This window comes from Clostridia bacterium (genome assembly GCA_035628995.1).
Lineage (GTDB): Bacteria > Bacillota > Clostridia > Lutisporales > Lutisporaceae > BRH-c25.
Genome location: DASPIR010000026.1, coordinates 94647 through 115215, shown reverse-complemented (window position 1 = coordinate 115215; position 20569 = coordinate 94647). Strand labels below are relative to the sequence as shown.

The following is a 20569-nucleotide window of genomic DNA, read 5'->3' as shown; positions in this document are numbered from 1 at the left end:
AATCTCATCCCCTCTATGCATCAAATTTCTTTAATACATTACTTTTTTCCATAACCTTTAGAATGGAGTATCCTAAGATACTACCCCCTATAGTGCTGATCAGGAAAGGTATTATAAAGTAGAAAGCTGCAACATCCTTCCCTAACATGAATTTCGCTATTGGGAACGCCAATAGGCCGCCCAATATACCTGTCCCAAATATCTCGCCCAGCACTGCAAATGATTTTTTACCGAATTTCAAATATAGGATCCCTGCTAAAAAAGCTCCTATCATGCTCCCCGGAAAAGCTAAAGGTGAACCTGTACCCAGCATGTTTCTTAGCAAGGAAATAAGAAAAGCATTTGCTGCAGCATACCATGGACCCAACACCACCCCTGATATGACATTGATTGTATGCTGCACCGGAAAACATTTTGCTGCTCCGACAGGTATATAAATTATATTGCCTGCCATTGCACCTATTGCTACAAGTAATGCTGAAAATGTAAGTTTTTTGGTTTGCATAAAAAATCCCTCCAATTGTTTTTGCACTAGAGGGAGCCAAAAGAAAAAGCATAAATCCACTAATAAGGATTTATGCTTATATATCTGTATAAACACTCTACTTCCCTACGCTGGTATTATCCAGATCAGGTAGAAGGGTCAGAGACTTTATCGGTTCTCTATCTCAGCTGGCCTATCCAGCCCCCCTAGTACAAAAGCTATTTATTTCTATATTATTCTAACACGGATTATTCATCTTTTCAAGCGTTGCATATTGCTGCACTATTCATTAATCACTTAATTCTGAAGTGCAATGAGGACACTTGCTTGCATCAATATGTATCTCGCTATAGCAGTACTTGCATGCTTTGGTCTTAACAACTTCTTCCGCCTTTTTCCTTGGTATTCTGTTTATTTGCTTTACTACAATAAATATTGCAAAAGCTATGATTAAGAAGTCGACAATATTATTGATAAACAATCCGTAATTCAAAGTTGCAACACCGGCTTTTTGGGCCTCTTCCAAGGTCTTAAAGCTTCCATCGCCCAAGGCGATGAAAAGATTCGTAAAATCCAACTCGCCAAGTACTAAACCAATTAAAGGCATAATGATATCGTTAACCAGTGACGAGACGATTTTCCCAAAGGCTGCACCAATGATAACACCAACCGCTAAATCGATGACATTTCCCTTCATCGCAAACGTCTTAAACTCTTTCCACATAGAAATCCTCCTTATACTAATAACTATAATATATTTAGTCCACAATTTATTATAAGGATTTTACCTATTAACCGCAACACCCTTCATTTACCTGCACTTGATTTACTCTAGTTTAGTTGCTTCCAACCGCATTTTTTCTGAATGTATCTATTTCCTCTGAAAATTTATATTTCGATTTCTCCAATAGCTCCATATATTTGCCCAGCATCTGCATCAACTCACTGTTTCCATTGTCCTTAACAGCTTTTGCATATGTTTCCTTTGCTTCTGGCTCCATCGTATTTGTATCATAGCTGAAAAGCGGAGTATTGTTTAGACCATACAACATAAAAGTAACATATCTTTTCTGCAATTCTTTCATACTTTCTATTTTTGCCGAGCTTCCATATTTCTTTATGAAGCTTTCTTGGGCCAATGCCCTCTCGATGACTTCATCCCAGCCAATCACAAGGGCTGCATCCTTTGCAGGAACCTTGTTGGTCTCTACTGCCATAATATCAATGTATTCCATAATATCTTCGAGAGCATATATGCTATACTTTTTAAGGTATTCATAATTCATTATTGGGTAATACATTCCCTCTGATGTTTCAACCTTATAGCCCATGTCTCTGGTTTCTATCAAAAGGTTTTTCAACTCTGCATCCTGTATATCATCAATTTTATTCAAATCGAATCCGGGCTTATATACTTTGTTCAAGCTGTTCTGTATAGTATCCCCATCGTAATATTTTTTTTCCATATTTACTAAGTAGTTCTTCTGGACTTTTTCCAGTTCTCCAAGCATTATTGCTGCATTATCCCTAGAAACACTTGCAATGTAATTGCCTATGAATCCTATGATTGCATCAGGCTTGGCATTTCCCTCAACAAGTGCCATAAACTCAGGCATTATCTTATCCTGTTTATTTTCCTGCACAACAGGCGGGTTCTTATCTTCAGGCTTATCCTTTTCTGCGGTACCGCTGCCTGTCATAGTTGTACAGCCTGCAAGCAGTCCGACACCAACAAGCACTACCGTGGACATACCCAGTGAAATGAATCTGATTACCGTCTTCTTGTTAAACATTCTAATCATTGCAACTCCCTTAGCAGGTGATTTTGAAAAAACACCGCATATTATAAATTTGATATGCTTCTGCATTATTACATAATATCAGACGCAAAATTCCACGAAAAGTTCCAAGTGATAAATGTTATTATTAGGTTTGAGAAAACAAATGGTGCCGGAAACTAAAATCTTACCTTAGTTTCCGGCACCATACTCATTCAATATTTATTAAAGTTTTCCTGCAAAATCTGTTCCGAACTGCTTACATCTTTCCAATGCTTCTTTGTCCGGATTCCACAACTCTTTTAACCCGTCGCTTACCATTTCAAGCTTTGCATCCTTAAGTCTTTCATTTAGTATAGCAACAGCTTCCCCGCTCCAGCCATAAGAGCCAAAGGCTGCTGCTTTCATATTCTTAAAGCCCATACCCTTTATCATATCCAATAATCCTCCTACTGCAAACATTATGCTTTTGTTTACAGTGGAGCACCCAAACAATACTGCCTTAGACTTGAATATTTCTGTTATTATATCGTTCTTGTCCTCATGAGCAGCATTATACAGCTTAATTACTACTGTATTATCCGTGGATCTAATTCCTTCTGCTATAGCTTCTGCCATCTTTCTTGTAGCATTCCACATGGTATCATATACTATAGTGATCTGGTTTTCCTGATAGTCCTTAGCCCAGTCCATGTATTTCTCTACTATCTGGGTGGGGTTATCCCTCCAAATTATACCATGGCTTGGAGCTATCATATCAACGGTCAGGTTAAAGCTCAATACTTCTTCTATTTTCTTTGCTACAAAAATACTAAAAGGTGTCAATATATTGGCATAGTATTTTATAGCTTCCTGATAAAGCTCAGCCTGATCTACCAAATCGTTATACATCATCTCCGAGGCGTAATGCTGTCCAAAAGCATCGTTGCTGAACAGAATATTTTCCCCCGCCATGTAAGTGAACATAGTATCCGGCCAGTGAAGCATCCTGGCTTCTACAAATGTAAGCTTGCTCCCCCCGATATCCAAGGTATCCCCCGTCTTAACCACCACAAAATTCCAATCCTCATGATAGTGGGCCTTCAACATCTTCGCTCCATTAGCTGTACAGTAAACAGGCGTATTCGGTATTTCCTTCAAAAGCAGCGGTAGTGCTCCACTGTGGTCTACTTCACAATGGTTTACTATTATATAATCAATTTTTGAAAGGTCAATTTCCTTTTTCAGGTTTTCTACAAATTCCTTTGCAAATGGTGCCCAAACTGTATCAATAAGAACATTTTTCTTATCCTTTATCAGATAGGAATTGTAGGAAGAACCTCTATGGGTCGAATATTCATCCCCATGAAATTTCCTTAACTCCCAATCAATTTTACCTACCCATGTTACCTTGTCAGTCATTTTAAAGCTCATATTATATATACCTCCTTTGTAACTCTCTTAAGTTTGCCTACTCCACAACTACTGCAGTACCTGAGGCTGTGACCATAAGCATATTATTTGCCTGCCCGAGAACCTCATAATCAATATCTACGCCAACGATAGCACTGGCTCCAATACTCTCAGCCCGGCTTACCATTTCAGAAATTGCCTTTTCCCTGGCTTGAATCAGTTCACCCTCATATGACCCTGACCTTCCACCAAAAAAGTTGGTAAGTCCTGCGGCAAAGTCCTTAATAAAGTCTACTCCGGATATTACTTCACCAAAAACTATACCCTTATATTCAGTAATTCTTCTTCCTTCTACCGAAGGTGTTGTAGTTACTATCATCATTCCACACCACTTTCCTTATTATAATATTTCTCATATTTATAGTATTGCTCTTGGGATAATCAAATATTAACTTACATTCTAATTCTACATTAACCACCAGCAAGTAACAATAGTGTACCACCCCTATTAACTGCTTTTTGCCGAAGACAATCCAAAAAAGCTGCCGGCAACTCCCATCGCTGCGCTTAAGGACATTACCAAAATGACAAGGTGCGACACTAAGGTTCCAAGCGGTGGAAGCGGAATGAAAGGAAGCGGTCCAGCCATTTGGGCATATAAATATTTTAGTGAGAATACCGCCAGAGCGGATGCAAGGGCACCTCCCCCAAGGGTCAGCACCAGCCCCTCCAGTAAAAACGGGAATGCAATGAATGGCTCAGGTGCTCCCATAAGCCTCAGCGTGTTTATCTGTTCCCTATTGTCGTAGATTCCCATCCTTATTATATGAGATATTATGACCATAGTTGATATGCCTACGGCGGTTACAACTAGATAACCTAACACTTTCAGTGCTCCTGCGATGCTGCTCAATCGCTCCAGCACCTCTCGGTTATCCCTTACATGCTCAATTCCCGAGATGAGCTCCAACCCTTTCAGAATTGGGTCGATTTCTTCTATATGGATTTTTACCTCTATGAACGGACTGAATGGATTCCCATCGAAATAAGCCAAGACACGTGCTTCCTTCCCAAGAATTTCCTCCATCCTGCCATAGGCCTCAGCCTCATCTACCAATCTTGCCTCTCTTACACCTTCAATGCTCTTGATATTTTCAACCAGCTTGATTGCCCCAGTTTTGTCAATATCTTCATTAAAATATACGCTTATTTCAGCTTCACCTTGTATTGCTTCAACAACCTGGTTGCTTATCCACCAGCCGGAAATCACCATGGCAAGTATAAAGAAAATGAGTCCTGTACTTAAGAAGGAAAACACATTAGACAATAGATTAAGTTGGATTATAGTCTTTACTTCCCTTAGAAAATAGCCAACATTATATATAATATTCTTCATAAAGCTTATACCAGCCTTTCCCAGTTCATATTCCCGTTATCCATCCGTAAATGCCTGGCCTCTTTTTCACTTTCAATCAAGTGGGTTGCATGAGTAGTAATGATTACTGTTGTCTTGCTATCCTTGAAAGCTTTCAAAAGCTCCAGTATGTGTAAAGCGTTATCCTTGTCCAAATTGCCTGTGGGCTCATCCGCAATTATTAATGCCGGTTTCCTTGCTACTGCCCGGGCAATGGCCACCCTCTGGCACTCACCCCAGGAAAGATGTTCAACCAGCGAAAGTTTCTTTTGCCCTAAACCCACCTTTATCAGTGCATTATTTGCGTCTTCCTTTATGCGCCTTTGTGGGACATCCAAGAACCGCATGCCCAGCATAACATTTTCCACTGCGGTTCTCCCTTTTATCAACCTGAATTCCTGAAAAACCGGACCGATTGACCTTCTAAGCTGTCTGATACCCGCTGCCTGACCTTTGGCCACAGCCTGTCCCAGCACAGTTAATGCGCCTGACGTAGGATATTCAACCCCCATCAAGAGCTTTAACAAGCTGGTCTTTCCCGAGCCGCTGGGACCAGTTATATACACCAACTCCCCAGGTTCTATCTGCAGGTCTATATTCTGAAGAGCCATTGTACCTTCAGGGTACTTCAAGCAAACTCCTTTAGCCTCAATCATTATTTCCCCGACCCCCTATTGACTTAAAATAAATCAAGCTTATTAATTAATTCCAAATATCCTTCTTTAATTTCTATGGAATGTATAACGTTTCCTGCCAGAAGCGGCTCAAGGTTCAGCACCAGGTCACCCTTATGAAACAGTTCTTCTATGGACCCTGACTCAAGCGGCATCCCGAAAAAACTGCCTTCCTGCGCTTGAAATTTGAGAATGTGTCCTTCCACAATAATAAATGTCCCCGACAAGACTAGTTGTTTATCAGGCAAGCTTATTTCAACCTTTCCCGGATGGAAAGCAAAAATCATCTTAGGAAGCTTGCTTTGCTTTGCAACTACCTCATTAATAACCTTGTCATCAATAGCTCCCTTTATATCAAAGAGGGAGAAGGTTATCCTCAATGCATCTGTTGGTAAGCTGCCTTCCCCTATTATACGGGAAAATTCCTTTGCAGCATCAGCAAATAAAGGCTTAAGCTCGCCCCACATTATCTGTATGCCGTTCAACTGCTCCTGATAATGCTCCTTTTCTCCCTTAAGTGATGCCAGATATTCTTCTGCTTCATGCTTAAGCTTCACTTTTTTAGCTAAGGCCTTTCTTAACTGTTCCTTCTTCTCTTTTATCCGCACAAGCCTTTCAGACAGTACGGCTTTCTCCTTTGACAGCTTATCTCTGCTTGCCTCCAACTGATCCAGGAGCTCTCCCGTGTTGCGCGTAAGATCTTGAAGTATATTTACCCTTTGAAGAAACGTATTGAGATCGTCCGAATCCAAGATTATTTCCACATAAGATCCCGGCCCCATCCTCTGATAGCTCTTAAGAGCCTGCTCAAGACTGCTGCGTTTTTTTTCATAGGCAAGCTCTCCCGCTGCAATTGCAGTTTCAAGACTTTTAATTTCTCCGTCCATTGCATTTATCTCTAAAGCCAGCCCCTTTTCCTCCGTCTCCATTAATTCTGTCTCTTGAGCGAGAGTAAATAACTTTTGTAATATTTCCTTTTCCTTATCAGAAATTCCGGACAATTTTTCCTTGATTTCCGAAAAGGGATCAGCCTGCCCTGCTGCTGCACTTGCAGAAAGAATCACTAAGGCTAATGTAATTGCAATGCAGAATATAATTAACGATTTAATTTTATGATACTTAAACAAGCATTCCACCCCTTTGTCTACCCTGACCCCTGGCTTATTGTTTTCCAGATATAATCTAATTCTATCAAATAATTATGCATTATGGAATTGTTTAGAATCATATCGAAAAAAAATAGCATGACATCCATTGAATTAGATGCCATGCTCAGAAAACTTTTTTTACTTTTTCATTCCAGTGTATATGAGAATCGCATCCCTCAGGAATGCTGCGGTGCCCGGCTGCTCTTTATCATAGTGGGCAGTGAATCTTTCATCATCCACATACATCTGAGCTAGTCCCGCATGGGCTTCTTTAGAATAGCTGTCCCAATAGAAGGTAAGCCATTTCTTGTGCAAATCTGCAGCCTTCTGTGCCAACTCACCTGCGGGGTCGCCAGTCTTAAAAGCTTCTGCCAAGGTCGCCATCTGCTCCTCCGCCAGTTTTGTAACTGCATCATATTCTTCCTGAGTCATATTCTTCAACTTGTTATTTGATTTTTCAACAGTGTCGCTGCCGTACTTTTCACGGACTTCCTTACCATACTTTTTCTCATTATCATCAATCATCTTTTGCTTAAAGCCTTCAAACTTTTCTTTATCACTCATTTTTATTCTCCCTTCTGTTAACGCTATCGTTTTGTCCACGTTAGTTATCAGCAAATCCAATTGCTTTCTTTTTTCAAGAAGCTTCTCGCGATGTTCATGCAGTGCTTTAGCTCCATCAAAGGAAGGTGCTGTCACCATATCCTTAATGTTTTCCAGGCTAACACCCAACTCTCGATAAAACAAAATCTGCTGCAGTCTGTCAACCTCTGCCTGACCATAAATACGATACCCTGATGAGTTGATTCTAGCCGGCTTAAGAATTCCAATTTCATCATAGTATCTAAGTGTTCTTGTGCTGACACCTGCCATCTTTCCTAGCTTTTGCACTGTATATTCCATGCTTTCACCTCCTGACAAAAATCGACTAACGCGATTTTTTCGCTAGGGAACCCTATGGTTCCCTTCGACGGATGTACCATCCTGAGCACCCTCCTTGGACGGCATGGGGATTCTCCCCCTTGCATCCCCCACCGAATAGTCAACTATCGTTTTCTATTCGGTAAAATAACTATACACCTTTACGTAACGTCAATGTCAACAGAAGTTTTATACAATTTTTTTATGCATCACCTTTTCAATAAAAACCCTTGCAATTTCAGGATCAAATTGTTTGCCTGCATTTTTTCTTAGCTCCTCTATAACTCCCTCTTCAGCTAAGGGTTTACGATAGGTTCTTTCACTTGTCATTGCATCATAAGCATCTGCGACCGTCATAATTCTTGCTTGCAACGGTATCTCTTCTCCTTTTAATCCCTTGGGGTAACCCTTTCCATCCCATCTCTCATGATGTGCAAGTACAAATTCTGCTAATTCTGCCATATCATTCACTGAACTCAATATTCTATACCCAATCTCCGGATGTCGCTTTATTTCGTTCCATTCTTCGACTGTAAGCTGACCCGGCTTATTTAGTATTTTCTCATCAATGGCAATTTTACCAATGTCATGAAGCAGTCCTACAGTCTTAAGTTCGTTCACTTCACTTTCGCTGCATCCCATTGCGATGCCGATAGTTTCGCATAAATAGCTTACTCTCTGGGAATGTTGTTCCTCCCTTTTATTTTTTTCATGAAGGGACTTAATAATGGCCTGTATTGTTTTTCCTCTGACACTGGGACTTTCGAATAATTTATCCCTATACATATTGTCTTCTGCGTTTTTAAGTATTTCATTGATATCTTGAGCGGCGCTATTCTTTGTATCCCACCCGAAGGAAATTGACAATTCCATAGATTGCAGACGTATGCTTGAACTTGCTGCTTTTATTCGCTTTATAACTTTCTCCGCTTCCTCTGAATTCGTTTTAGGCAGTAAAATAACAAATTCATCTCCACCTAGTCTGGCTATAATCTCATCTGCCCTGCATTCCTTTTTGATTATCTTCGCAGTTGTTATTAACAGTCTGTCCCCCGCAGCATGCCCAAATGCATCATTGATAAGCTTTAACCCATTAACATCTGCCATAACAACAGAAATTGGGAGGTTCCTTTCGATATTGAGCCGCTTCAATTCTGCTTCAAAAAGCCTCCGGTTATAAAGACCTGTAAGTTGGTCATGGTAGTTCATATATAGTATTTCCTTCTCTGCTTTTTTCCTCTCGGAGATATCTGCATATATCCCATAACCACTAATAATTTTATTGTTCAAGATAATAGGAACCCCTTTTACGCTAACATTTCGGGGCTGCCCGTCTGCACCGAAACGAACGGATTCCAGACTGACCTCATGCCCGTCAAACAAATTACTTGTCAATTGATTTGCCTCATCCAACTTTTCTCCTGGTGCTACTATACTATCTACTTCCTTACCACGGATTTCATCAATGGAATATCCAAATAAGGTTGTGAATTTCTCATTAATTGCAATAACTTCATGATACTGATTGAAGAGAACAATGGCATCAGAGGAATTCTTGAATAAAGCCTCAAAGCTCAGATTCTGTCGCTGCACCAGCTCTTCTGCTGCCTTCTTCTGCGTAATATCTGAAAATATAAGGGCAAGTTTATCCTGTTCCGGTTTATATACATTAACCAATAAGTGCTTTCCTAAATCCTCCAAATAATTTTCATACTTAACAGGCTCTCCTGTCAAAGCCACTTTGTTAAACTTTTCAAGTTTATCTATTTCTGTTTGAGGCAACAATCCTGAAAATGCTTGATACGTAGCTTCTTCTCTGCTTACTCCTGTGATATATTCGAATGCGGGATTTGTATCAATTAAATAATAATCTTTTGGCTCTCCCTTTTGATTGGTAATAATCTCAAATAAAGCAAAGCCCTCCTGCATACATTGAAACATCATTCGATACTTGTTTTCACTTTTCTCTAGTTCATGCATTACCTCTTTATGTCTGGCGTTTGCTTTAATCAGCGTAATAATAATGATAATATGTATCAGCAGTACAGCAAAAAATATAAAATATAATGCTGAAGTATTGCTGCATATAGCTTCTATTCCTATTATTACTCGTTTCAAAATAACACACTCCTAAGATACCTGATTGTAGATTCTTAAATATAGACCTAACGCACTAATATTCGACACCCAATTCCAATGTTCCTCTTTGCAAAAGTAATCCAATAGATGCAAAAGCAGCGGGGACAATTCCCCAAAAGGAACCGTACCCACTGCTATATATATAAATCATTCAATCGGAACATTATCAAGTTTATCAGAAGTTTTTGTTTTCCTGCGACCTGCGTTTGTATTTCCCGGGAACTTTCATTAACGCTCTCAATACAACAGCTCTCTCTTCAAGCTCCTCTTATTTAATATTATATCTTATGCCTTTATATAAGACGGTTGAAATGTCTAAGATACTGGCAGCTAATATGATCAGTATCATCCCCGTATTTGTTTGACCCAGTATGTTAATGAAACCAAAACTGAAATCCAGGTGTTTTAATAGCTCGGCTGAGAAATTCGGATTCCATATGCTTGGATTTGAAAATACTATCAATACTAGCACCGTTGCCACAACGCTCAGAGCCGAATACAATAAGGAAACCTTAAGTGTCCACCTGCCCGAAACAAGCTTTAAAACTTCCTTACAGATACTCAGAATAAATACAGCTGCAAACAGCCACCTGTATCCACTTATCACAGTTATGTCAAATATGGGTATCACAGTCGGACCCACAGTATTACCAGGGATATACACTGCAAAAATCTGTGGTGCAAAGTAAATAATAGTTATAAATATCGTGGAAAACAGTATAGCAGCTATTGATTCTGCTGGTGATATTACTGCCTTTTTCTCCGGTACAACAGGCAGCTCTGCTATGCTCCAATCGGCCTTTACTGATTTACCGTCCATTACATTCACACCCTTGCGTTCTGCAATAGCAAATATTATTGTTACCCAGGCGGACCCCTGAAGAAGTCCTGAGAATAATGTTGCAAGATAATCAGTAAAGATAGCTGCTGCACTTTGCTGTCCAGCAAAAATACTGCCTATTCCTACAGCCACTGAAACTCCTAAGAATACAGCCCCTAAAACAATCTTCAGCAAATTTATATAGTTTTCATAATTCTGTGGGCCTATTAAATATTGCTTGGAGCCACGATAGTTTTCTGCAAGTATCTTCGGGTCACCCAAGCTCAACAGAGCTTTTTCCACTTTAGCCTCATAGGGCTCATTTTCTTCGTATTGTTCCAGTATATCTTCTATAAGAGTCCTTAGCTCCTTCTCTATGTCCTCCCGCTGTTTACCAGGCAATTCTTTTGTAACAGCATATATATACCTGCCGATTATATCCATTTATTTCACATCCTCACAATTGATTATACTATTCATATTTTCCACTATATCAAACCAATGGGCGCACAGCCTCTCAAATATTATTCCGCCATACTCACTAAGCTTATAGTATTTCCTCGGCTTAGCACTTTCTACATCCCAGCTGCTCTCCAAGAGGCCCTGCCCCTCAAGCCTTCGAAGAAGCGGATATAAGGTACCTGCATCAACCGTTATTCCTTTCTTCTCAAGCTGTACGACAAGGGAGTATCCGTACTGCGGTGACTTCAGCTGGCTCATGACACTAAGCGCTATAGTACCTCTTCTCAGCTCTAATACCAAACCCTCGAAAAGTGCATCCTGTTTATCAACACTCACACTATCACCTCCAAGTGCTTATTAACATACCATATTTCAATTCATTCAAAATATTAATAACACACATCCTTAATGTAATGCCCTGCTGCCTCAAACGAATACTCTTGCAGAACTCTATTTTTATTATACTGTACGACACACACTATTGTAAATATCTTATTATCATTTTTTTTACATAAATATAACAAAAAAAAATTAATATTTTTCATTATAGATATTTGATTGTACATTAATTCTTTTCATTTAGGTAATAATGTATTTAGGTGATAAAAAATTAAGTATGAAATATAACCAATAAAAATACCAAAATTGTACCAAGGAGGATTTCTTATGAAGGCTAAAGTCATAATACTAGCATTAGCATTGATAGTTGCATTGGTAGGGTGCGCACAACCCGCTCCACCAGCGACACCAACACCAACGCCGACACCAACGCAAACAACACCTTCACCGACACCACCACAGACAACACCGCCTGAAACAACGCCGGATGTTGTAACAACAGCTTCAATAGTAGATAATGAAGCTGCTTTTGAGAAAGCCATAAGCAACACTGGTACATGGATCATTGCTACATTAAAGGATTTAACCTTTACAAAAGATCTGGTAGTGGATGGCGAATTTAAGAATGGTAAGAAAGATGATGCTGGCAAAGATGTTATACAGCGCAAAATCGCTCTATACACTCAGGACGATAAACGTAATGTAACGGCCAGATTCACATTAACAGCACCAAAGCTGACCGTTAATAGTCCAAAAGCCAGTATTCAGCATGGAACCTTCAAAGGTGATGTCTATGTTACAACTAAGGACTTTTCTTTAGTGGATGCTACTGTCGACGGAAACATATATTTTGTTAGCGCTGACGCTAAGTCCGGATTCAAAATGGATGACAAAAGCAAAGTGACCGGAAAACAGGAAGTAAGGAAGTAGTCTTCCCCAAAATTAGACGAAAATCTCTGCTATGAACTTCGTAGCAGGGATTTTTCTATTCCATACTTTAACTTGCAGATATGAAAAAGAAAAGTTAAAATAGTATAGAATAGAATAGATATCCTAAGTGAAAGAACAAGGGGATAATTGGTATATATGATAGACTTATTTAAAAACCTTTTAAACAATCTAAGCTACGTAGTCATAGTCGCTTTCATTATTTCCAATTTGCACGTATTTAAAAAGATAATACAGAAGGATGAATTCAGAAGATTTGACCTTGTTGTACTGTCCATAACCTTTGCCGTATTTGGCATCATAGGTACATACAGCGGCACAGATGTGAACGGTGCTATAGCTAATACAAGGATCATTGGAGTAATGGCCGGCGGTATTCTATGCGGACCTTTTGTAGGTATTGTATCCGGTATTATTGCAGGTGTTCATAGATTTATTTATGATATTGGCGGCATAACCTCCGTCCCTTGTGCAATAGCTACTATTATTGCAGGTTTTGTCTCAGCCCTTATATATAAGAAAGGCATCAGGCACGAAAAATGGCTATATGGGCTTATCGGGGGCGTTGTTGTAGAAAGTATCGAGATGCTTCTCATTTTGCTTATTTCAAAACCCTACTCCAGTGCTCTTTTTATAGTAAAAAGCATCTATTTTCCCATGAGCCTAACAAACGCTCTGGGTATATGCATACTGATACTGCTGATACAGTCAGCTTTTAAGGAAAAAGAGCAAATAGCCGCAAAACAGGCCCAGCTTGCTCTGGAAATTGCAAATAAAACACTCCCCTATTTTAGAGATATAAACAATGACTCATTAAAAAAGATATGCTCAATAATAAAGGACTCCACAGGAGCTGCCGCAGTTGCGATCACTGATAAGACTACAATATTGGCACATGTAGGCCTGTGCTCGGACCATCATATCAGCGGTGAGCCGATCCAGACCACCGCTACAGTGCAAGTAATTAAAGATGGACAAATGCGTATTTTAAATTCCCCAGAGGAGATAGAATGCTCTTCAGAAAACTGCCAGCTAAAATCTGCGCTTTTATTGCCTCTTAAAGAGGGTGAGGAAGTTAATGGAACCCTGAAATTATATTATGCTAAAGAAAATGGTGCATCCTATACAGACGAAAAGCTGGCTATCGGCTTATCACAGCTGATATCAACCCAGATGGAAATAAGCAAGGTAGGTAAGCTGAAGGAATTGGCTGCAAAAGCAGAAATCAAGGCACTTCAGGCACAAATAAACCCGCATTTTCTCTTCAATGCATTAAACACAATAATAGCTCTTTTGAGGATTAACTCGGACAGTGCCAGAGAGCTCATCGTCAACCTTTCGACTTATTTAAGATACAACATAGAAGAGACAAGCACTTTCGTAGATATCAGCAAGGAGCTGCAGCAGGTTAAATCCTATGTGGAGATAGAAAAGGCGAGGTTCGGAGATAAGCTTAATGTAATCTATGAAATAGATGAAAGTATACACATTAAAATACCCTCGCTAATAATACAGCCTATAGTGGAAAACTCAATAAAACATGGAATTTTAGAAGGCCGCGGTTCTGGGAATGTTAAGATTGAAGTAAAAAAACATAACTTAGAAGGCGCTAAAATAACAATAGAGGATGATGGTATGGGCATCCCTCAAGCCATTATTGACAGCATATGTGCCGGAAATGTCAGTGAGAATAAAATCGGCATGTCCAATGTAGATATGAGACTGCGGCATTTATACGGTGCAGGACTTGTGATAGAGCGTCTTGCCGAAGGAACAAGAATTAGTTTTATCCTTAATGAGTATGATGATTGATACGCCATATACCCTATTTATATTGAAATAGAGGTGAACCTATGTATTGTATTATTGTTGATGACGAATGCCCATCAATCGAGGAGTTAAGTTATTTTATTACTAATTTCAGTTCAATTAAAATACTGGAAACCTTTGATGACAGCATAAAAGCTCTTGAATATGTGCAGAAACACCCTATAGATGTGATTTTTCTGGATATAAACATGCCCAAATTAGACGGGTTAACCTTCAGCAGAGTGATAAACACGTTAGCAGCTAAACCCATTCTCGTATTTATCAGTGCTTATAGTGAGCATGCTCTTGAAGCCTTCGAGGTTGCTGCTTTTGATTATATTTTAAAGCCTTACTCGGAAAGCAGAATAATAGGCACGCTGAAGAGACTTGAAAGTTATACATCTGCCAAGTGCAGCAGCAGCAAAATTACTTTGTGGAAAAACAATAAGCTGTTCGTATTAAATATGAATGATATATATTATTGTGAAGTTCATGAGCATGAGGTGCATATATATACAAAGAATGATCAATTCATAGTTTCCACAAGCATTTCTGACTTTTATAAGAAACTCCCCCAAGATACTTTTTTTAGATGCCACCGGTCATATATCGTAAATACCGATAAAATTACTGAGATAATCCCTTGGTTCAATAATACATATATGCTTAAGCTGCAAGGATTGGATTCAGAGATTCCAGTAAGCAGGCAAAACATATTATCATTCAAACAACTAATGGGCATATAAATGCATTTTATGTGCCCATTTTGTTATTTAGTGCAATATTAAATGTTAGCTTGTACATTTCCTATATAATTATAGCGGTAAAGTAATAATCTATATTAATATTAATACGCTACAAAATAATTGCGCAGAAATGCGCGCGAGGAGGTAAGGTATGAATATTCTTGTTCTTGTTGGTATTGGAACGCTGATTCTTGTTTTAGCGTACTTCACCTATGGAAAGTTCGTCTCCAAGAAGGTGTTCGAACTTGACGATTCGAGAGTGGTCCCAGCCGTTGAAATGGAAGACGGTGTGGACTATGTCCCGGCGGATGCAAAATACTTGGCAGGTCAGCACTTCTCCGCCATCGCAGCTGCAGGCCCGGTAACAGGTCCGGTCATTGCAGGTATGACCTTTGGTTGGTTTCCAACTTTTCTTTGGATTATTTTTGGTACTATTTTTATTGGTGGTATTCATGACATGGGCTCTTTAGTCGCTTCTATTCGCCATAAAGCGGCTGGTATCGCAGACACGATGAAAAATTATGTTTCCAATCGAGTCTGGATTCTATTCAATGTTTTCATCTTCTTTACACTGGTAATGATCATTGTTGCTTTCACGGATATTACAACTTCGTCCTTCGTCAACACTATCGAATTGGCTGACGGTGCAGTCGTAGGTGGCGGCGCAACCGCTACATCTTCCATTTTGTACCTGATTCTGCCTGTGATCATGGGCTTTATACTGAAATACACGAAAATGAAGCTCAGTGTGGCAACGATCATCTTCTTGCCGTTGGTTGCGATTTCGATTTGGATCGGTCGATACATCCCGTTCAGTCTGCAAGATGTTCTAGGACTAGCTTCTCCTAAGGACGCTCAGAAGATATGGAACTTTGTCGTTATAGCATACTGTTTCATCGCAGGAATTGTGCCTGTATGGGCTCTCCTGCAGCCACGTGGCCACTTGGGTGGTTACTTCTTGTACGCAACACTAGTTGTATCGTTCATCGGAATCATATTCGGTGGTTTCCCCACACAATACCCAGCTTGGACTCATGCGTTCGGTGATTCAAACTTCTGGTCACCAATGTTCCCAATGCTCTTCATTACCGTCGCATGCGGTGCTTGCTCCGGTTTCCACAGCTTGGTCGGTTCCGGAACAACCTCCAAACAGTTGGCTAAAGAAAGTGACGCCAAACCTATCGGTTATGGCATGATGCTGGCTGAAGCAGTTGTTGCTCTGATTGCTTTGTCAACAGTTATGATTCTTCCAAAGGGCGATCCAATACTGGCCAAATCACCAAACTTCATCTATGCTAATGGTCTTGGTTCTTTCATGGAATTAATCGGACTCGGCAAAGCATTTGGTATTTCCTTCGGATTAATGGCTTTCACGACTTTCGTATATGACACACTGGACGTCTGCACAAGACTGGGCCGTTTCATCGTTCAGGAACTCACAGGCTGGAAAGGCTGGGGTGGACGTATTATTTCAGCCTTCTTGATTGGCGGAGTTCCGCTGATCCTGATGTCAATCAACCTGACAGATCCGGCTGGAAAACCGATCGCAATCTGGAGTCTGTTCTGGAAGACCTTCGGTTCATCCAACCAGTTGCTGGCTGCTCTGGCACTCATAGGGATCACAGTATGGCTGCAAAGAACCGCTAAAAACCGAAAAGCTTGGCTGGCAACGTTGATTCCTGCTATATTCATGTTCATCATGAGCACCTGGGCTTTGATCAACACCTTCAAATCCTACACATTCAAAGAAGGTGCATTCGTGATGCCAGTTGGAACGAATATTATTGTCCCGGTTCTGTGTCTGATTTATATCTTCCTTGCAATATGGGTTGCCATAGAGTGTGCACCAGTGATCAGTCGGAATGCCAAGCATCCTGATAGTTCACTGCCCGCCGAAGCCTGATTCATATTCAAGAATAGCAGGCTCATAAGCCTGAATGAAGAAAAGACCAGGGGTTATATCTTATACCCCTGGTCTTTCATATGCTTTTTACAATATATAATCAACAATTTTATCTAGTTCCTTATACGCATTTTCTTCAGTCAAATCTCCGTTATTAAAAAGACATAGCATTATCAAGCCATGTATTGCATATATGAATGTTTTAGCTACTGCTTCAATGTCCTTCTCCAGCAGTCTTCCCTCAAGTATCAGCCCCTTGAATGTTTCCTTCCACATTGCATTGAAATCGGGTCCGGCCTCTGTATCTACAGTTTTTTTGCTTGGTTTTCTCAGTGGATAGAAATAAAAGAATTTAAAAACATTGGGATTCTCAAAATAATACTCAATGTATATTTTAAAGCCTTCTTTTACTTCTGCAATATCATATGTTACCCGATGCATTTTTTTCTGCAATGCTTTAAAAAGATCTTCTACCATAACCCCTTTAACTTCCCACAGCAATTCATTGAGATTCTCAAAATAGTTATATATAGTTGCATATGAATAACCTGCCATATCAGCCACTTTTCTTACAGAAACCTTCTCATGACCTTCGTTAATAATGATTTCTTTAGCTGCTTCTAAAAAGTACATTTTTACTCTCTCTCTTTTAAGACTCTTTTTATCATCCATTGTTTTCTCGTTCTCCATAATGCCCTCTTTTCACTGCCAATTAGCTTTTCCTATTATCTGCTTGCTTGATTTAGTGCGTCTTCTATTGCTTTCAAAATCACTTTGCTGCTATATGTCGCTCCTGCTACTATATCCACCTCTAAAGTTTGTGCTTCAACAACTTTCCCTGGTATTATCTCAGCAGCTGAGCCTTGACCATTATTGTGCTTTTTCAGCCCAATTTCTTTTATCCTATGATTATTAATTGTTACTTCAACTTCTGCAGCAACCGGAAATGCTTTGTAGCTGCCAATATAAATCCCATCCTTCGCATTTGACAAATCCACATTCGATATACTCTGGTCCGCCAACCTTTCCAGCTTCGCTTCTATATATGCCTTAGTCCCTATTATAGCAATAATAAATCCTATAAGTACTATAAGTATAGATAGGATTATTATTTTCTTTCTTTTCATATATTTCCCTCCCCGAATTATAATTTAATGAAGTCGTTCCCAATGATGACTTTACTGAAGCTTTCTATCACATCGCTGATTTTTTTTCTGCGGTGTATGTTTGACCAGTTTACAATGCCTGTTTCACAAACTCTGATATCTTTGTAATTGCAGAGTCCTTTCATCTGTTCCATTGCGTGGTTTCCACCCATTGATGGGAAAGGGAAGAATTGAGTTAAAAAACATGCAGCCTTTTTATTGGAGAGGGATGAAAGCTGTATTAAATAAGCTGTCATAACCGGCGAGAGGGAAAATCCCCTCACTGGGGCACCAAATATCAGCGCATCGTATTCAGTTATGTCAGGGATACTCTTAAGCTGTATTTTTCCTGCTTCTGTTTGATCATCATTGACTGCTGTTAACTTCTCCAAATTTACTGAATGTCCATCCTTCAGAAGCTTCTCCTTGAGCTCCTGAGCAACAGAAAGAGTGTTTCCGGTTTTGGAATGAACTATAATACCTATTTTCATGATAATCTCCTATTCATTAAAATAATACATTTTGTTAACACTGTTAATTTTATTAACAATGTTAAATATAATCCATTTACTGTTAAGTGTCAATGGGTATTTTTTAAAAAGGCTCTGTTAAAGATAAATGTTGATAATTGCATATAATCTTCCTAATATAGTAAAATATCCATATAAAGATATTTAGAGGAGTTATATCATGGATACTAATGATTTTGCATCACTAATGAAATTACAAAGAAAAACTTAAAAGATATGCTGGTTATTGCTTGTCAATTCCAAATTAAGGAAACTTATAATAGTTTAAGACTGTCTAAGTTTACTGTATAGTGGGGTAAAGATTTATTTATAGGAGTGTATTGTTGTGAAAAGGTTTATATCTTTTGTACTTTTAACGATATTAATGGCTATTCCTTTATGCGGATGTGAAAAAGATAAAAATAAAAATGGGGAGATACCATATTTGCCAATTTCTGTAGATAATATCTCATATATTGGATTATATGGATATAGCCAAGAAGGAAAGCATAGTAATAATAGAGAGGCTACAGAACAAGAAATAACTCAAATAATTGGTTGGCTTAACAGTATAGAAGAATATGATAGTGAAATTGAAATTCCTAAGAATAGCAACGGTCGACCTGTACCTAGTGATATACAAATTTTTCCCAAATTTACTCCACATACAGAGTTTTTGTATATTTTAGAAAAAGATAATGATTACATCATCCTTTGTATACCTAAAATAAATAAAGGATATGTTGCAAAACAGCAAGAACTCAATAAATTGCTCAAAGAACTACGAAGGTAGCAAATAAAAATGGGAGGTGTAAAAGCACTTCCTATTTTTAACTTATAACTCAACACATGTCTTTAACAGAGCCTTTAAAAAAACAAAAACCCTCAGACAATTGCGGGTTTTTGTTTTTTTATCTTCATTTAACTTTTTTACACTGCTATTTTTCTTCAAAGTTATCTTCATATTTTTCTTCAAAGTTATCTTCATATTTTTCTACTAACATAGATACAGCAAGTACAACTACCAGTATACCGATTATTTTAAATATGGTAATAGGTTCTCTAAACAAGGCAATTCCGACTACTGTTGCAACAACCGGCTCCAATGTTGCTATTATTGAAGCTTTGCTTGTCTCGAGGTGTGAGAGGCCTTTAGTATATAGCATGAAGGGCAATACCGTAGCAAGCAGACCTAATAAAATTGCATAATATACAGCATTAATATTCGAAAATAAGCTTATAAACCCCTTGATATTACTTATTGGAATTAAACCCACGCTTGCAAATACAAAAGTATAAAAAGTAACAGTTATAGAATCATATTTCTTTAGTGCATACCTGCCAAATATACTGTACAGCGCATATCCTAATCCAGAACCCAATCCTGCCAATATCCCCAATGCAGAGATATTCTGAGCTGTACCTTTAGCAGAAGCAGTAACAAATACACATCCAATGAAGGTAAGAATTAAGGCTGCTATTTTTCTTTTTGTCATTTTTTCCTTAAATAGTATCGAGGAAAAAACCATGACAAAAACAGGTGCAGTGTACAATAATATTGCTGCAGCAGATAAGGATGTTTTGTTTATAGCAATAAAATAGCACCAGTTAAAAAAAACAAAACTTATTATTCCGGTACCTACAAAGTAAGTAAAATCCCGAATTTCTATCTTAAGGAGCCGTTTATCTTTAAACAGTATAAACGTCAATATGGCTAGAGTTGAAAAAATTGCTCTAATTGAAACTATTTGCAGAATACTAAATCCAAATGTGCTTAATTGTTTGCTGTAAATCCCGATTGTGCCCCATAATGCTGCTGCGATAATGACAAAGATGTATGATTTACCCTTCATCGCAAATTCCTTTCTGTGTTATATTAAATAAGCTTAGAAAATTATTATTAACTAACAATATAACACATCAAGTCTACCATAACAA

At 38.8% G+C, this 20569-nt stretch carries 21 protein-coding genes and 1 riboswitch; of the genes, 5 read left to right on the top strand and 16 right to left on the bottom strand.

The genetic code is table 11. The features are described from left to right. Positions 1–13 precede the first annotated feature (13 nt). From thiW to VEB00_11650, 12 genes are all read right to left on the bottom strand, one after another. Positions 14–505: an energy coupling factor transporter S component ThiW gene (gene thiW / locus VEB00_11705; GenBank protein HYF83679.1), complete on the bottom strand. Its 492-nt coding sequence runs from the start codon at positions 503–505 to the stop codon at positions 14–16. A gap of 85 nt (positions 506–590) precedes the next feature. Further along, a riboswitch (TPP riboswitch) is annotated at positions 591–702 on the bottom strand. Positions 703–773: 71 nt separating this feature from the next. Continuing rightward, positions 774–1208 (bottom strand): large conductance mechanosensitive channel protein MscL, encoded by a 435-nt coding sequence (mscL, locus tag VEB00_11700; protein HYF83678.1) that lies wholly within the window; start codon positions 1206–1208, stop codon positions 774–776. A gap of 112 nt (positions 1209–1320) precedes the next feature. Further along, a complete protein-coding gene (locus VEB00_11695; protein ID HYF83677.1) occupies positions 1321–2286 on the bottom strand; it encodes a hypothetical protein in 966 nt (321 codons plus the stop codon). Between the two features lie 201 nt (positions 2287–2487). Next, positions 2488–3675, bottom strand: coding sequence for an anaerobic nitric oxide reductase flavorubredoxin (locus VEB00_11690; GenBank protein HYF83676.1), 1188 nt, complete (start codon positions 3673–3675; stop codon positions 2488–2490). 37 nt (positions 3676–3712) lie between these two features. After that, positions 3713–4033 (bottom strand): putative heavy metal-binding protein, encoded by a 321-nt coding sequence (locus VEB00_11685; protein HYF83675.1) that lies wholly within the window; start codon positions 4031–4033, stop codon positions 3713–3715. Between the two features lie 129 nt (positions 4034–4162). After that, positions 4163–5050 (bottom strand): permease-like cell division protein FtsX, encoded by an 888-nt coding sequence (locus VEB00_11680; GenBank protein ID HYF83674.1) that lies wholly within the window; start codon positions 5048–5050, stop codon positions 4163–4165. A 5-nt stretch (positions 5051–5055) separates the two neighbouring features. Further along, positions 5056–5724 (bottom strand): ATP-binding cassette domain-containing protein, encoded by a 669-nt coding sequence (locus VEB00_11675; GenBank protein ID HYF83673.1) that lies wholly within the window; start codon positions 5722–5724, stop codon positions 5056–5058. A gap of 23 nt (positions 5725–5747) precedes the next feature. Beyond that, the gene (locus tag VEB00_11670) at positions 5748–6869 is read right to left on the bottom strand and encodes a hypothetical protein (protein ID HYF83672.1); all 1122 of its coding nucleotides are present in this window, start codon (positions 6867–6869) and stop codon (positions 5748–5750) included. Positions 6870–7028: 159 nt separating this feature from the next. Continuing rightward, positions 7029–7793, bottom strand: a complete 765-nt coding sequence (locus VEB00_11665; GenBank protein HYF83671.1) for a MerR family transcriptional regulator — start codon at positions 7791–7793, stop codon at positions 7029–7031. Positions 7794–8000: 207 nt separating this feature from the next. Further along, entirely contained in the window at positions 8001–9929 is a 1929-nt protein-coding gene (locus VEB00_11660) for an HD domain-containing phosphohydrolase (protein HYF83670.1), read from the bottom strand. 289 nt (positions 9930–10218) lie between these two features. Next, complete coding sequence (locus tag VEB00_11655; GenBank protein HYF83669.1) at positions 10219–11214, bottom strand: hypothetical protein; 996 nt, start codon at positions 11212–11214, stop codon at positions 10219–10221. Continuing rightward, positions 11215–11568 carry a PadR family transcriptional regulator gene (locus VEB00_11650; protein HYF83668.1) on the bottom strand — a complete coding sequence of 118 codons (354 nt, stop codon included), beginning with the start codon at positions 11566–11568 and terminating at the stop codon, positions 11215–11217. It abuts the gene before it with no gap. A gap of 330 nt (positions 11569–11898) precedes the next feature. On the opposite strand from VEB00_11650, the gene VEB00_11645 reads away from it, so the two are divergent. From VEB00_11645 to VEB00_11630, 4 genes are all read left to right on the top strand, one after another. Further along, on the top strand, positions 11899–12501 hold the full coding sequence (locus tag VEB00_11645; protein ID HYF83667.1) for a hypothetical protein: 603 nt from the start codon (positions 11899–11901) through the stop codon (positions 12499–12501). A gap of 156 nt (positions 12502–12657) precedes the next feature. Then, positions 12658–14331: a sensor histidine kinase gene (locus tag VEB00_11640; protein ID HYF83666.1), complete on the top strand. Its 1674-nt coding sequence runs from the start codon at positions 12658–12660 to the stop codon at positions 14329–14331. A 41-nt stretch (positions 14332–14372) separates the two neighbouring features. Then, on the top strand, positions 14373–15074 hold the full coding sequence (locus VEB00_11635; GenBank protein HYF83665.1) for a LytTR family DNA-binding domain-containing protein: 702 nt from the start codon (positions 14373–14375) through the stop codon (positions 15072–15074). A gap of 151 nt (positions 15075–15225) precedes the next feature. Then, positions 15226–16977 (top strand): carbon starvation protein A, encoded by a 1752-nt coding sequence (locus tag VEB00_11630; protein ID HYF83664.1) that lies wholly within the window; start codon positions 15226–15228, stop codon positions 16975–16977. Positions 16978–17064: 87 nt separating this feature from the next. On the opposite strand, the gene VEB00_11625 is transcribed toward VEB00_11630, so the two are convergent. Genes VEB00_11625 through VEB00_11615 form a run of 3 tightly spaced genes read right to left on the bottom strand, consistent with a single transcriptional unit; the run spans position 17065 to position 18613 of the window. Next, positions 17065–17667, bottom strand: a complete 603-nt coding sequence (locus tag VEB00_11625) for a TetR/AcrR family transcriptional regulator (protein ID HYF83663.1) — start codon at positions 17665–17667, stop codon at positions 17065–17067. A gap of 35 nt (positions 17668–17702) precedes the next feature. After that, complete coding sequence (locus VEB00_11620; GenBank protein ID HYF83662.1) at positions 17703–18104, bottom strand: FMN-binding protein; 402 nt, start codon at positions 18102–18104, stop codon at positions 17703–17705. A 17-nt stretch (positions 18105–18121) separates the two neighbouring features. Then, positions 18122–18613 carry a flavodoxin domain-containing protein gene (locus VEB00_11615; protein HYF83661.1) on the bottom strand — a complete coding sequence of 164 codons (492 nt, stop codon included), beginning with the start codon at positions 18611–18613 and terminating at the stop codon, positions 18122–18124. A 364-nt stretch (positions 18614–18977) separates the two neighbouring features. On the opposite strand from VEB00_11615, the gene VEB00_11610 reads away from it, so the two are divergent. Next, positions 18978–19424 (top strand): hypothetical protein, encoded by a 447-nt coding sequence (locus tag VEB00_11610; protein ID HYF83660.1) that lies wholly within the window; start codon positions 18978–18980, stop codon positions 19422–19424. A gap of 145 nt (positions 19425–19569) precedes the next feature. Here the strand turns inward: VEB00_11610 and VEB00_11605 are convergent, their stop codons facing one another. Next, positions 19570–20484: an EamA family transporter gene (locus VEB00_11605; GenBank protein HYF83659.1), complete on the bottom strand. Its 915-nt coding sequence runs from the start codon at positions 20482–20484 to the stop codon at positions 19570–19572. Positions 20485–20569: the final 85 nt, after the last annotated feature.